Consider the following 13,737-nt stretch of genomic DNA (forward strand, 5'->3'; position numbering starts at 1 on the left):
TTAGTGGTGTGTCTGGATGTTTAAGGCGCGGAGAAAAAATACCGCGTCAGGTGAAAGAAGATCGGTGCCGCAAAGCAGATCGAATCCATCCGGTCCAGCATGCCGCCGTGTCCTTTGATCATGGTTCCCCAGTCCTTGGCGCTCAGGCTGCGCTTGATTGCCGACATGACCAGCCCGCCCAGAAACCCCATCACCACAATCACCAACGACATCAACAGCGACTGCCAGAAATTGAACGGTGTCATCCAGAACATGCACCCGCCAATCAGCGTGGCCGACAGGCCGCCACCGACCAGGCCTTCCACGGTTTTCGACGGGCTCACCAGCGGCGCAACCTTGTGCTTGCCAAAGAGCTTGCCGAACACGTACTGCAGCACGTCACTCATCTGCACGACAAACACCAGGTAGAACAGCAGCAACGCGTTCTGGCCCTTGAAGCCTTCCAGGTCCAGTAGCAACAGTGCCGGTGCGTGGCTGATGCAATACACGCAAATCATCACCCCCCACTGAATCTTCGCCGCGCGTTCCAGGAAGGCGTCGGTGTCCTGGCTCAGCACCGCAATCGCCGGCAACAACAGGAAGGCGTACACCGGAATCAACAGCGTGAACAGCGAATACCAGTGCGTGCCGATCAACACGTATTGCAGCGGAATCAGAATGAAAAACGCTGAGAACAACGCGTTATGGTCGCCCAGCCGTGTCGGTGTCAGGGTGATGAATTCCCTGAGTGCGAACAGGGAAATGAAGCCGAACAGAATGACCGTCGCGTTCCCGCCCAGCAGGTAGGACACGAAAAAGATGATGACCATCCCCCACCAGGCATTGACCCGCTGGTTGAGGTTCTCGATGGTCGACATCGAGCTTTCTGATTTAGCGCGACTGGCCAGGATCCGGCCGATGATCGAGGCAATCGCCAACAGACCGGCGATGGCGCCGAAGAACCACAAAAACTTTTGGTCAAGATTCATTCCGCCAACCTCACAATCGCATCACGCGCCCGGTCTAGAAACAGCTGTTTTTCCTCACCTGCGATCCGTGGCATCGGGTTGCCGATGCGGATCGTGCAGATGATGGGCAACGGCACGTGTTTGCCTTTTGGCATGGAGCGATGCAGGTTTTCCAGGTAGATGGGCACCAGGTCCACCTCGGGGAACGTCTCGGCCAAGCGGTACAGACCTGATTTGAAAGGGCCGGGCAACGGCTGGTTGCCGCGCGTGCCTTCCGGAAAGATGATGATCGAATGCCCGGCGCGCACCACATCGAAAATCGGCTCAAGCACGTTGACGCCCGGCGCTGGGTTGCGCTCGATCAGCACCGCATTCAGGCCTTTCTGTGAGATGTACGACAGAAACGCGTTCTTGCCCCAATAGTCGGCGGCTGCCACGGGTTTCACGTTTATCCGGGCTTCGGGCGGCAGGGCCGCGATGATGGCCAGGGTGTCCATGTGGCTGGTGTGGTTGGCGAAGTAGATGCGCTGGCGCGTCAGGTCCGGCGGGCTTTCCCATCGGGCCGTGACGCCGATGAGGAATCGAAGGACCGAAATCAGTGCGTTACTGATCCACATGGGCGTTCACCTTGAGCTGGCGGGAGATGGCCAGGGTGCGCGTGACGCAGGTCGCGGCCGATCCGGCGGCGATCACGATCAGTGCGATCAACAGGCTGTAATGGGTGCCATAAAGGCTGGTTTCGACCGCATTGAGCACCAGTGCGCCGGTCATCACGGCCATTCGATGCTGCTTGGCCATCGGCCCCATGAAGCTCTGTTTCAAACCGATCGAACCGCCGAATACCCGCACGTACGCTGTCAGCGCAGCGGCCAACGCCGCGAACCAACCCAGGTCGGCGTGCCCGATGGCATACCCGAGCGCGATGATCAGCAGGCTGTCGGCAATGCGGTCGGGGAATTCGTTGTAGAGGCTGCCGATGTCGGATTTCTTGCCGCCCTCGATCGCCACCATCCCGTCGAAGAGGTTACACAGCAAGCGCAATTGAATGCCGATCGCGCAGATGATCGAGCCGACAAGGCCGTTATCGATGTTCAGCGCCACTGCGCCCGCAAGCGCAAAGGCGATGCTGGCGACGGAAATCTGATTGGGGGAAATGCCTCGTTTCACCAGGAGGTCGGTGAGGTGTTTTGCCCAGCCCGCAGAGCGCGTCTTGATGGGCCTTCTGTTGTCATCCATTTGCCAATATCCATATAAGTGTCGGTTGCTATCGGGTGCGCCACAGCGCTGCGTTGCGCGACTGTGTCCGACACTATAGAGGCTATCCTGCGCCCTTGTGCCTGTTTACTGACTGACAGGTCGAAGTGGCAACTTCAACTCCGCACACAATCCACCGCCCTCACGCTGACTCAACGTCAACGATCCGCCGATGGCCAAGGCCAACTGCTGGGCAATCGCCAGGCCCAACCCGGTCCCGCCGGTGCTGCGATTGCGTGAATTCTCCACCCGGTAGAACGGCTCCATCACATGGGCCAGTTCCTCTTCGGCGATGCCGGGACCGCGGTCCATGACCTTGACCGACAGGTTGCCGTTTTTCGTTTCTACCCACAGTTCAGCCGCCCCGGCAAACTTCAGCGCATTGTCCGTGAGGTTCACCAGGACCCGGCGCAGCGCATGGGGCCGGGTGTCGATCACGGCGCTGCTTTTTCCGCTGAGCTGCACGTCCTTGCCCATGTCCTGATAGTCGAACACCAGGCTGTCGAGGAACGAATCCAGGTCGGTGCGGCGGCTTTCTTCGGTGGCGCCGTGAACACTGCGGGCATAGGCCACGCCTTCGCGCACCAGGTGTTCCATCTCACCGAGGTCGTTCCACAGTTTGTCTTTCTCGCTGGAGTCATCCATGAATTCGGCGCGCAGTTTCATGCGGGTGATCGGGGTTTGCAGGTCGTGGGAAATCGCCGCCAGCAGCTGCATGCGCTCCTTCAAGTAGGCCGCGATACGTGCCTGCATCGAATTGAAGGCGATGGCGGCATGGGCGACTTCGGTCGGGCCATTTTCATCCAGCAGCACCGCGTGGGTGTTGGGGTCGAGGTTGTCCACGGCCTGGGCGAGGCGGGTGAGGGGACGGATAGCGATTTTCACGGCCAGCCAGGTGCAGAGAATCATCAGCGCCAACTGGCCCAGCAACACGATGGGCAGCCACGGCGACAACGGCACCATCGATGGCCGGACGTCGATGGTCACCGGGCTGCCGTCCGCCAGTTTCAGGTGAACCTGAAAGTTCTTTTGCGGACCGGGGATGTCAGTCACGGTCATCGGGTAATCCTTGCCGATGGCGTCCTTGATCGAGGTCATCGCCATGGGCGTGTCACGCAGGCTGGTGCCCGGCGAACCTTCATTGAGCAAATAGCGGTAATTGCGCCGATCCAGTTGTTTCAGCCAGCTCGCCCGTTCTTCGGCCGGCAAGCGGTCAAGGATGGCGATGGACGTCGAGACGTCCGTTTCCAGATTGCCCAGCATGGTGTTTTTCGCGCTTTCGTAGCGCTCGTAGTATTGCGCGCCGAAAGACAGCGCTTGCGCGAGGATCAAGCCGATCAGGAAGATCAGCGACAGCCGCGAGGCGAGGGTGCGCGGCCAACGAATCGCCAGGTTCATGAGGGCGCACCGAGCACTTCCACCGGCAGCGAAAACACATAGCCTTCGCTGCGCACGGTCTTGATGTAGGCCGGTTCACGGGCGTCGTCGAGCAAGCGCTGACGCAAGCGGCTGACCAGCAAGTCGATGGAGCGGTCGAACAGGTCGGCGTCGCGGCCCTGGGTCAGGTTGAGGAGCTGGTCACGGTTGAGCACCCGTTGCGGATGATCGAGAAACACCCGCAGCAAACGGTATTCGGCGCCGCTGAGCGCAACCATGGTGCCGTCTTCGTCGAGCAGGTGGCGGGCAGAGGTGTCCAGGCGCCAGCGTCCGAAAGCCAGCAGACGGCCGCTTTCAGTGACCACCAGGTTCGGCGGCAGCATCCGCGTGCGCCGCAGCACGGCGTTGATGCGCGCAAGCAGTTCACGGGCGGCGAACGGTTTGACCAGGTAATCGTCGGCGCCCATTTCCAGGCCGATGATGCGGTCGGTTTCATCGTTGCGCGCCGTCAGCATCAGCACCGGCGTGGCCTTGTGTTTACCGGCGCGCAATTCGCGGCAGAGCAGCAGGCCATCGTCGCCCGGCATCATGATGTCGAGCACGATCAGGTCCACCGGCGTGGTCTCGAGAAAGGCGCGCATCTGGCGCCCGTCGGCGACGACGGTGGTGCGCAAGCCGTTCTTCTTCAGGTAGTTGCCCACCAGCTCGCGGATCTCGCGGTCATCGTCGACGATGAGAATGTGATCGACATGTTCCATGGAGCCAAGCCTCTATCAATGGGGGATATCACGCAGTCTATCGAGCCTTTGCCCGCTCGCCCGCAGCCCTTTGTATTGCAGTGTATCTGCCGTGGCGACGGATACACGCAGACGCAAAAACGTCCGTTTTCAGTGGTTTTGTATCGCTCTGTATCAGGGGCCGGCTTTGATACGCAACGATTTACACGCGCCGGTTTTCGACACAGACGAGATACCTCGCAGGCTTTTAATAGGTTCCATCGAGGCACACCAGACCGCCTCGGCCCAGATGAACGACCTATCCATTGAAGCCTTGAGGAAACCACCATGAACACCAAAACCATCTACGCCGCTTGCCTGTTTGCCGCCCTGAACATCTGCACCTTGGCGGCCCGCGCCGAAGCCGCCGATGTCACCGCCAAAACCTACACCTACGGCACCCACCTGGATATCAAGAAAGTGTTGTCGTTGAAACAGGACGCCACGCCTTCCTGCGGGATCGTCAATGCCCAGCTGACCTACCTGGACTCCCACGACAAAACCCAGGTGCTCAATTACAGCAAATTTGCCGATGGCTGCACCACCGACAACTGAGTCCTTTGCCAATCCCCTTTGAAACAGGAAGAACATCATGATTAACGTCACTCGCTATTTGACCGCTGTTGCCTTCTCCATTGCTGGTGCGGCGGCTCATGCCAATGTCGCTGTTGAACAGAAAACCTGTGGCAGTGCCACGTGCTTCCAGCTGACGCCAGTGGCGGAGCAGGCCGGCAATGCCTTCCTGGCACAGGACGGTTCGAGCCGTACGCCGCAAGGGCAACAACTGGATAACCAGACGGCTTGAGGCCTGGTTAACTTTCGCAACGCCATCGTCCCTTGTGGGAGCGAGCTTGCTCGCGATGACGGAGTGTCAGTCGACATCGATGTTGAATGTTCTGGCCTCATCGCGAGCAGGCTCACTCCTACAAGGGATTGTTGGTGTGTCGACCCTCTGATTTCAAAGGTGATCCCATGTTTCTCATCGCGTTCCTGGGCGGCATATTGACCGTCCTCAGCCCCTGCATCCTGCCGGTCGTGCCGTTCCTGTTCGCCGGTGTCAAACGCACACGTTCATCGATCTTGCTCACCCTTGGCGGCATGGTCCTGACCTTCGCGCTGATCTCCAGCCTGGCCGTGGTCAGCAGTGAATGGGTGGTGCAAGCCAACAACACCGGCCGCCACATCGCGCTGATTGTGATGGGGTTGTTCGCGCTGTCGCTGATTTCCACCCGTGTCAGTGACTGGCTGACCCGTCCGTTCGTGGCGCTTGGCAATCGCCTCGACCCGGACACCCGCAAAATGTCCGGCCCTCTGGGATCGGTGATGATTGGCGTGGCCACCGGGCTGCTCTGGGCACCCTGTGCCGGGCCGATCCTGGGCGTGATTCTTACCGGTGCCATGCTGCAAGGCGCCAATGCGCAGACCAGTCTGTTGCTGCTGGCGTACGGCCTGGGCAGCGCTTTGTCCCTGGGCACCTTGATCTTCGCCGGTCGCGGCCTGGTCAATCGCTTGAAAGCGTCGATCCCGGTCACCGGTTGGCTGCGTCGGGGCGCCGGTGTGGCGGTGCTGGCTGCTGCCGCGGTGATTTCCACCGGCGCCGACAAAACGCTGCTGGCCGGCACCTCGTCCGAAGGCGTCAGCAGTCTGGAGAAAGGTGTGCTGGAAACCGTGCCGAAGGTGGTCGACTACTTCGTCAGCAAGGTCAAGGCCGATACGTCCATGGACAACGCCCAAGGCGCCATGCCGTCGCTGTCCGGCGCGGTCCAATGGCTCAACTCGCCAGCCCTGAGCAACGATTCGCTGAAAGGCAAAGTGGTGCTGGTGGACTTCTGGACCTTCGACTGCATCAATTGCCAGCACACCTTGCCGTACGTGAAGGACTGGGCGAAGAAATACGAGAAGGATGGCCTGGTAGTGATTGGCGTCCATACCCCGGAATACGGTTTCGAACGCATCATCGACAACGTCAAGGACCAGGTGAAAAAGCTCGGCATCACCTACCCGGTGGCCATCGACAACAACTATGCGATCTGGCGTGCATTCGACAACCAGTATTGGCCCGCACACTACCTGATCGACGCCAAGGGCCAGGTGCGCTACACCCACTTTGGCGAAGGCAGTTACGAGACTCAGGAAAAGATGATTCAGCAACTGCTGGAAGAGGCCAAGGCACCCGCCGCGTAACCCTCGATATCAATGGCTCACAGGCAGCACGCCGTGGGCCATTGGTTTTTTCTCCTGACTGCGGCGCCACGCCGCCGGTGGCGCGCCGTACTCACGACGAAAGGCCCGACTGAACGCCGTGTCGGTTTGATAACCCACCTCTTCGGCAATCCGCATCAACGAGCTGTTACTGCTGCGTAACAGATTGGCCGCCAGCAACATGCGCCATTGCGTCAGGTACTGCATCGGCGAGCTTCCCACCAGTTGCTGAAAACGTTCCGCCAACACCGACCGCGATGCGCCCGCCGTGCGCGCCAGCTCTTCCAGGGTCCAGGCGTGACAGGGTTTTTTGTGCAGCGCGTTGAGGGCGGCGCCGACGATCCGGTCGCTGACACCCGCCAACCATCCGGTCCGACCTTCGCCGTGTTCATTCATGTACAGGCGCAATACCTCGATGAACAGCACCTCGGCCAGTTTGGCCAACACGCCTTCACCACCGGGCCTGGGCGAGCGCGCTTCCGCCAGCGCATAACGCACCGAAGATTCGAGCCACATACCCGCATTCGAGCCGCGCACATTGACCCGTACCACCGCCGGCAACCCCATCAGCAACATGCCCGCCAGCCGCTTGTCGCACGCAAGGTAGCCGCACACCAGGCGCGTCACCGCGCCGCCACCGCCATAACTCAGTTGCCGGGGACGGCGCGCCAGCACCATGTCCAGCCGCGCACCGGTGGCGGGTGCAAGCCCAGGTTTAGAGCTCATGCGGTGGGCGTCCCCTTGGGGAAACACCACCACATCGCCGGCCGTCAGCCGCAGCGGTGGCTCATCACCCAGTTCGACGTAACACTCGCCTTCAGTGATCAAGTGAAAGATCACCACGCGTTCGGCGCCGGGCTCCAGAAACGGCGCGGCCGTGTCGGCGCTGGGCGACTGATAGCACCAGGGCGCAGTGAACCTGGCATTGATGAAAATCGCGCCGACCAGGCGCACGACTCGCAGGGTCTGGGACAGGGCATCCATGACGGTTTTCCGTGCTGGCGAATGCTTTCGATTGTGAACGCGTGGCGTCGCTGTGCGAAATCTCCGGACGATCGGACAGTGTTGGCCGACGATCGGGCAGGACGCCGGAAGTCGGCAGAGCGATAGTTTGCCAACAGGGCCACTGCCGACCCTGTCATCAATAACAACAGTGAGAGGTTGCTATGCCTAAGTTCGTTATAGAACGCGAGATTCCAGGTGCTGGGACACTGTCAGAACGGGATTTGAAAGCGGCATCGCAAAAGTCCTGCCGGACATTGCGCGATTTGCCCGAGGTGCAGTGGCTTCAGAGTTATGTCACGGGCGACAAGCTGTACTGCGTGTACATCGCGCCAAGCGAAGAGCTGATCAAGGAGCACGCCCGGCAGAGTGGTTTTCCAGCCAACCGCATTTCCCAGGTCATGAACATCATCGATCCGACCACGGCGGAATAAGCCGAGGCAGACCCGTACGGAGCAGACTTGATGAGTACCCCCATTGATCTTACTGCCTTGAAAAACCGCCAGATGGCCGCGTGGGCCAGCGGCGACTATGCCGTGATCGGCACCACGTTGCAGATTGTCGGCGAGCAACTGGCCGAAGCCTGCGACCTGCTGTGCGATGAGTTGGTGCTGGATGTGGCGGCCGGCAACGGCAATGCGACGCTCGCCGCCGCACGTCGCGGCTGCTACGTGACCTCGACCGACTATGTTGCGGCGCTGCTGGAACGCGGCGAAGACCGCGCCCGGGCCGAACGCCTGGAGGTTACCTTCCAGGTGGCCGACGCCGAGGCGCTGCCGTTCGCCGATGGCAGTTTTGATGCCGTGTTGTCGACGTTCGGTGTGATGTTTGCCCCAGACCAGGCCAAAGCCGCGTCAGAGCTGGCCAGGGTGTGTCGCCCTGGTGGGCGCATCGGCCTGGCCAATTGGACGCCTGAAGGCTTTGTTGGCCAGATGTTCAAGACCCTGGGTCAGCACTTGCCACCGCCGGCAGGGGCGCCATCGCCTTCGAATTGGGGGTCCGAATCCTGGTTGCATGAGCATTTCGATGAGCGCAACTTTCTGGTCCAAGTTACGCGGCGGACTTTCAATTTCCGTTATCGCTCGGCGGCGCACTTCATTGATGTGTTCCGCAATTGGTATGGGCCGCTGCACAAGGCGTTTGCGGTGTTGCCTGCTGATGGTGCCAGGGCTCTTGAAAGTGATCTGACGGAGCTGATTAATCGGATGAATCGGGCGGGTGAAAAATCGCTGGTGGTGCCTAGTGAATATTTGGAGGTTGTCATTACGCGACGGTGAATTGTCAACGCACGAACCCCCTTTGGAAGTGTGTTTTTTTTTGGGGGGGGGCATATCCGTTGCTGCGGTTACGGCGGCTATTGGTTCCGCTTTTACAGCGGGTCACTTGGAGAAGCGCCAAGTAACCAAGCGCTTTTGCCCCTGACGTTCGGTGCCTCGCTAAGGCTCGGCATGCCCTCGCTCCGGTCCTGCTCCGTGGGCCCGCCGCCATCGGCCATCCATGGCCGGGGGCGGCTACCGCGGCATCCTTGCCGCGGTGCCCACTGCGCAGAACCTGCGCTCGGCCTCTCGAGGGGGCGTGTACCGCCAAAGCAAAAGCGAGGCGGCCTACGGGCCGACCTGTTTGCTCAACGCTTGCGCGTCCTGATCCTGACCCTGATCGTTCCCACGCTCTGCGTGGGAATGCATCCCGTGACGCTCCGCGTCACCTTCCGCAAGACTCAAGTCAGGTGTCGACAGCGGAACGCAGAGCGTCCCCGGCGGCATTCCCACGCGGAGCGTGGGAACGATCAACAGCCAAGATCAACAGCATCGCGAGCAGGCTCACTCCCACATAAAGCAGAGCAGGCCAGCGCACCGCTGTTGCTCCTCACCACTCATCAGGCCGAGCGTTAGCTCGCCTTTAGCTTTTGATCTTGATCTGCCCCGTCGGGAGGCCGAACGCAGGTTCTGCGTAGTGGGCAACCCGGCATGGATGCCGGGTTAGCCGCCCCCGGCCATGGATGGCCGATGGCGGCGGGCCCACGGAGCAGGACCGGAGTGAGGGAATGCCGAGCCAAAGCGAGGCACCGAACGTCAGGGGCGCAAGCGTTTGGTTACTTTGCGCTTTTCAAAGTGACCCGCCGTCAGGGCGGAACCAATAGCCGCCATGACCAAAATAACGGATATGTACCCAACCCCGATGGTGGTGTTCTGTCGAGGGGGCAATCACTCATCCAGCCGCTCGGTATAAACCACCCACACGCTGCACGGCATTTTGTACAACAGATGTTCCACCGTACTGCCAACAAACCGCCCCAGTCCGCGATGGCCAATGCGGCCCATGACCAGCACATCAATGTCAAAGGCATCGGCATAACGGGTCAGGACTTTGGTCGGGCTGCCCATGATCATGTGCCGTTGCCCAGGTGCGATGCCGTTGCGTTCGGCCAATTCGTTGAAGGCCTCTTCCTGGCAGTCGAACAAGGTCTTGGCCTTGCCCGATGAGAAATACCCCGAGCCTTTATCGAAGCCGAATTCGTCGGAGGTAATGGAGGAAAGGTCATGGGCGTAGACCACGTCCAGCTCGGCGTTACAGGCGCTGGCCAGTTTCGAAGCCTCGTGAAGGATCCGGTCGTTGAAGGTTTTATAGTGATCATCACGGTGGAAGGGATCAATCGCCGCGACGATCTTGCGCGGCAGCGCGTTAACGGCGTGGCTGACGAAATGCAGCGGCACCGGGCATTCGCGCAGCAGGTGCACGTCGAGCGGGGTAAACATCAGTCGCGACAGCAGCGATTGGTGCTCCAGCGCCTTGATCAGCACGTCCATCGGCTGCTCTTTGAGGTGAATCAGGATTTCCTCCAGCGGGCGTTCCACCCATGCCACCTCGGTGGTGACGTGCACGCCAATCTTGCGCAAGGGGCGAGCCTGATCTTCAAGCCACTGGCGGTGACGGTCGACGTAACCCAGGCGCATTTGTTCCAGGGCCTTTTCGTTGACCAGGCTGGCGGTCGCCAGGCCTTCCAGATAGTCGAACGCCACGATGTGCAGCGCCGCGCCTTCGGCCTTGGCCAGCGCCGCAGCCCGGTCAAAGGCGGGACTGTGTTCCATCAGGGGCGAGGCGACCAGCATGAAGCGTGATTGTTCGGACATGACGAACCTCCCGGGGTAAGGAGACAGCGGTCACTGGTTGAACATCTGATCTTTAGTATTGACCAAGATCGCCAGCAAGCTCGTTGGCCTGCCTCAATCTCTGAAAACACTAAATCCCCCCTGTAGGAGTGAGCCTGCTCGCGATAGCGCAGTGCCAGTCAATATCAATGTTGAATGATAAATCGCTATCGCGAGCAGGCTCACTCCTACAGGGATTTGTGTTGGGCGTTCGATTTAAACAATCTTCGCGCCCCGTGCCTCCAGCAGTTCGCGCAACACCGAACGGTGACAATGCGCCTCTTCCTCGCAGTAACAGCCGACGGCCAGCGAGGTTTGGTGGGAGAGGGCGGCCAGCAGGTCCAGCAGCTGGTGGGGGGCAGGGTGGTTCATTTCGGCCTTGAACTTGCGTCGGAAGGCCTCCCAGTCTTTTGCATCGACCGCCGCTTTGGCTTCGGCAACCAGTTCCGCGCTGGGCGACAGCAGCGGTTGCCAGACGTCGTAAAAATCACGGCTGGCAAACTCGGCCTTGGGCACGCCCCGGGGTGGACGGCGTACCGTGCCCAGACGCAGGCCTTCGTCTGGCGTGCGGGGCGAACCGAGTCGAACGATGTGGATGGCCATGGCGTTACTTGCTTCGCGATCCGTCAAACCACTCCAGCGCCGTGCGCCAGATGCAGATGCCCAGGAAATAGGCCGACATCAGCAACCAAAGGCCCATCACCAGCGGGTTGATGACCGGGTGGTTAACCACCAGCGACAAGCTGCACAGCAGCCAGATGGCGGTGACGGCGATGTTGATCGGCATGAATTTGCGCACGCGGAACGGATGCAGGAACTTCATGCGCGTCACGGTCAACAAAGCCAGGCCGATGACAGTCAGTAAGGTGATCCACGGCGACGGCGCGATGATGTACAGGCACAGGGCAACCACGTTCCACGCGGCGGGGAAGCCCTGGAAGTAGTTGTCTTTGCTTTTCATGTTGACGTTGCAGAAGCAGAACAGCGACGAGACCAGAATCAGCGACACGGTCAGCAGCAGCGTGTAGTCCGGCAACGGGATGTAGCGATAGATGAACAGGGCGGGGATAAACACATACGTCAGGTAGTCGATCACCAGATCGAGGATCGAGCCATCGAAACTCGGCAGCACCGATTGCACATTGACCTTGCGCGCCAATGCGCCGTCCAGCCCGTCGACGATCAAGGCGACGCCCAGCCACAGCAGGCAGTTGGTGGCCTGGTTTTCCAGCAGAGCGAGGGTGGCGAGGAAGGCAGTGACTACGCCGGTGGCGGTAAAACCATGGGCGCCCCATGCTTTGAGCCTGGCGATGTGTAGGGTGGATATCACGGGGGCGTTCTCCAAAAAGTGAAGCAAGCCAGTCATCACCCTCTGTATCGAGGGCGGCGGCAAACCGGTTCGGTTGCAGGTATCGACCGGAAATCCGGGAATAAGGTTCACCGTCTGTGAATCTTAGCTGGATGGCGAAAAAATACCCCGGGTAAATCCAGGGTATTAACGAACCGGGTTCCTGTGTGTTTGATTTGCCTGTTCTATCGATATCACGTCAGCCAAACGGTTGTGGCGCATTTACAAGCGAGGTCTATCGTTGCCTGACTGGATCACTCCTACTTAGAGGACATTCGTCATGAACACCAGCGATCTGCTCGAACAACTACTGCGGGCCGGCCAGGGCTCGATGTCCCAACAGGGCGGCGGTGGCGCGGCGCCTCAAGGCGGACTCGGCGGATTGCTGGGTGGTCTGTTGGGCGGCGGAGCCGGATCAGGCATGGCCGGTGGTGGCCTGGGTGGTTTGCTTGGTGGTTTGCTGGGTGGCGGTTCACCGATGGGTGGCTCGCCCCAGAGTCGATCCGGCGGCGGCACCAATTATGCGGCGCTGGCGTCCCTGGGCATGATGGCTTTTCAGGCGTATCAAGCGTGGCAACGCAACCAGGCCGCCGCGCCGCAGCAGGCACCACGCACGGTGGATTTGTTGTCAGGCCCGGAAATCGAGGACCACAGTCACGCGATCCTGCGCGCGTTGATTGCGGCGGCCAAGGCGGACGGCCGGATCGATGACGCCGAGAAGCAGATGATCAGCACCGAAATCGGCCGCCATACCGATGACCCGCAATTGCAGCAATGGCTGGATGACGAAGTGGCCCGACCACTGGATGCCGCGGATGTGGCGCAATCGGCCACTGATCCGGGCATGGCGGCGGAGATGTACCTGGCCAGCGTGATGCTGGTGGACGATCAGCAGGATGCCGAGCGCAACTACCTGGATGAGCTGGCGGCGGCGCTGCACATTGATCCCGAGCTGCAAGTGCATCTGGAGCAACAGGCCAAGGGCGGCGCGGCCTGACCGATCGTCCCCGAAACCCGACCGACCATCCGAAGAAATGCCCGCTTTGCCCTGAACGCTAGAATTGATCAGGGGGATCCTTCAACGCGTCCTTACCAAGCGGGAGTACCACGATGAAAATCGTATCTTCGCTGGCGTTGGTGGTAGCAGTCGGGTGGATCTCTGGATGCTCAACCGTACCGGACAACCAGATCAGTACCGTTCCCCTGAACGCTACGCCCGTCAATGCCGGGAAAATCGCTCGACCGATCATGATGCCCGACGGCAATGCGACCGCATTCTGGTTCGCCGTCAGTGGCGAACCGAAGGGCAGCGCCGTTCCCGGCCGTTTGTTGGCCTACATCTATCAAGGAAGTTGTTCAAACCTGGGCGAGAAACCGGCGTATGACCTGAATGACGGTCCGAACGCCCGGTTCTACTCGCAGGCGTCACTCCAGTACTTCTGGAAGAGCGCACCGGTCGCCATCGACACCCTTCGGTCCGGCGACTATGTGCTGGTGGTGCGTGAGAGCCCGGCCGATGGTCACCAGAATATTTTCTGCGGGGCCTTGAGCTGAGACGAACAGAAGCTGCCGCACCCTGCGGCAGCTTCTACCGGGCACCTCGGGACAAGCCCGTTTGTCAGCGGGATTTCAACGTCGATTGAATTTTTCTCCGGGCCGATTGCTCTGCTGATGTAGAGACG

General features: G+C 60.3%; 16 protein-coding genes. 7 read left to right on the plus strand and 9 right to left on the minus strand.

Annotation, left to right across the window (positions count from 1 at the left end; genetic code table 11):
- Window positions 1–20: 20 nt before the first annotated feature.
- The 5 genes from ACM6I0_RS04685 to ACM6I0_RS04705 form a co-directional block, all read right to left on the minus strand.
- Window positions 21–968 (minus strand): phosphatidate cytidylyltransferase, encoded by a 948-nt coding sequence (locus tag ACM6I0_RS04685; protein ID WP_285435440.1) that lies wholly within the window; start codon window positions 966–968, stop codon window positions 21–23.
- The gene (locus ACM6I0_RS04690) at window positions 965–1,564 is read right to left on the minus strand and encodes a lysophospholipid acyltransferase family protein (protein WP_414921593.1); all 600 of its coding nucleotides are present in this window, start codon (window positions 1,562–1,564) and stop codon (window positions 965–967) included. The genes ACM6I0_RS04685 and ACM6I0_RS04690 overlap by 4 nt, the downstream gene beginning before the upstream one ends.
- A complete protein-coding gene (locus ACM6I0_RS04695) occupies window positions 1,551–2,183 on the minus strand; it encodes a CDP-alcohol phosphatidyltransferase family protein (protein WP_414921594.1) in 633 nt (210 codons plus the stop codon). The genes ACM6I0_RS04690 and ACM6I0_RS04695 overlap by 14 nt, the downstream gene beginning before the upstream one ends.
- 105 nt (window positions 2,184–2,288) lie before the next feature.
- Window positions 2,289–3,599, minus strand: coding sequence for a sensor histidine kinase (locus tag ACM6I0_RS04700; RefSeq protein ID WP_414921595.1), 1,311 nt, complete (start codon window positions 3,597–3,599; stop codon window positions 2,289–2,291).
- A complete protein-coding gene (locus ACM6I0_RS04705; protein ID WP_222586007.1) occupies window positions 3,596–4,336 on the minus strand; it encodes a response regulator in 741 nt (246 codons plus the stop codon). Before ACM6I0_RS04705 ends, ACM6I0_RS04700 begins: the two co-directional genes overlap by 4 nt.
- A gap of 306 nt (window positions 4,337–4,642) precedes the next feature.
- Between ACM6I0_RS04705 and ACM6I0_RS04710 the strand changes: the two genes are divergently transcribed.
- From ACM6I0_RS04710 to ACM6I0_RS04720, 3 genes are all read left to right on the plus strand, one after another.
- Window positions 4,643–4,909 (plus strand): DUF2790 domain-containing protein, encoded by a 267-nt coding sequence (locus ACM6I0_RS04710; protein ID WP_285435445.1) that lies wholly within the window; start codon window positions 4,643–4,645, stop codon window positions 4,907–4,909.
- A 37-nt stretch (window positions 4,910–4,946) separates the two neighbouring features.
- Window positions 4,947–5,159, plus strand: coding sequence for a hypothetical protein (locus ACM6I0_RS04715; RefSeq protein ID WP_090182852.1), 213 nt, complete (start codon window positions 4,947–4,949; stop codon window positions 5,157–5,159).
- Between the two features lie 167 nt (window positions 5,160–5,326).
- Complete coding sequence (locus ACM6I0_RS04720; protein WP_414921596.1) at window positions 5,327–6,538, plus strand: cytochrome c biogenesis protein DipZ; 1,212 nt, start codon at window positions 5,327–5,329, stop codon at window positions 6,536–6,538.
- Between the two features lie 9 nt (window positions 6,539–6,547).
- Here ACM6I0_RS04720 and ACM6I0_RS04725 read toward each other — a convergent pair whose 3' ends face one another.
- On the minus strand, window positions 6,548–7,540 hold the full coding sequence (locus tag ACM6I0_RS04725; RefSeq protein WP_414921597.1) for an AraC family transcriptional regulator: 993 nt from the start codon (window positions 7,538–7,540) through the stop codon (window positions 6,548–6,550).
- 182 nt (window positions 7,541–7,722) lie between these two features.
- Between ACM6I0_RS04725 and ACM6I0_RS04730 the strand changes: the two genes are divergently transcribed.
- Window positions 7,723–7,992 (plus strand): DUF4242 domain-containing protein, encoded by a 270-nt coding sequence (locus tag ACM6I0_RS04730; protein ID WP_414921598.1) that lies wholly within the window; start codon window positions 7,723–7,725, stop codon window positions 7,990–7,992.
- A 30-nt stretch (window positions 7,993–8,022) separates the two neighbouring features.
- Complete coding sequence (locus ACM6I0_RS04735) at window positions 8,023–8,835, plus strand: class I SAM-dependent methyltransferase (protein WP_414921599.1); 813 nt, start codon at window positions 8,023–8,025, stop codon at window positions 8,833–8,835.
- A 927-nt stretch (window positions 8,836–9,762) separates the two neighbouring features.
- Here the strand turns inward: ACM6I0_RS04735 and ACM6I0_RS04740 are convergent.
- The 3 genes from ACM6I0_RS04740 to pcsA all read right to left on the minus strand — a co-directional run bounded on the left by ACM6I0_RS04740 (window position 9,763) and on the right by pcsA (window position 12,037).
- Window positions 9,763–10,689: a universal stress protein gene (locus tag ACM6I0_RS04740; protein WP_414921600.1), complete on the minus strand. Its 927-nt coding sequence runs from the start codon at window positions 10,687–10,689 to the stop codon at window positions 9,763–9,765.
- Window positions 10,690–10,923: 234 nt separating this feature from the next.
- A complete protein-coding gene (locus tag ACM6I0_RS04745; protein ID WP_414921601.1) occupies window positions 10,924–11,310 on the minus strand; it encodes a DUF488 domain-containing protein in 387 nt (128 codons plus the stop codon).
- A gap of 4 nt (window positions 11,311–11,314) precedes the next feature.
- Window positions 11,315–12,037 (minus strand): phosphatidylcholine synthase, encoded by a 723-nt coding sequence (gene pcsA / locus ACM6I0_RS04750; RefSeq protein WP_285436753.1) that lies wholly within the window; start codon window positions 12,035–12,037, stop codon window positions 11,315–11,317.
- Between the two features lie 298 nt (window positions 12,038–12,335).
- Between pcsA and ACM6I0_RS04755 the strand changes: the two genes are divergently transcribed.
- Window positions 12,336–13,052, plus strand: a complete 717-nt coding sequence (locus tag ACM6I0_RS04755; protein ID WP_414921602.1) for a tellurite resistance TerB family protein — start codon at window positions 12,336–12,338, stop codon at window positions 13,050–13,052.
- Window positions 13,053–13,165: 113 nt separating this feature from the next.
- The gene (locus ACM6I0_RS04760; RefSeq protein WP_414921603.1) at window positions 13,166–13,609 is read left to right on the plus strand and encodes a hypothetical protein; all 444 of its coding nucleotides are present in this window, start codon (window positions 13,166–13,168) and stop codon (window positions 13,607–13,609) included.
- Window positions 13,610–13,737 lie beyond the last annotated feature (128 nt).

This window comes from Pseudomonas sp. IT-P294, assembly GCF_949767865.1.
Taxonomy (GTDB): Bacteria; Pseudomonadota; Gammaproteobacteria; order Pseudomonadales; family Pseudomonadaceae; genus Aquipseudomonas.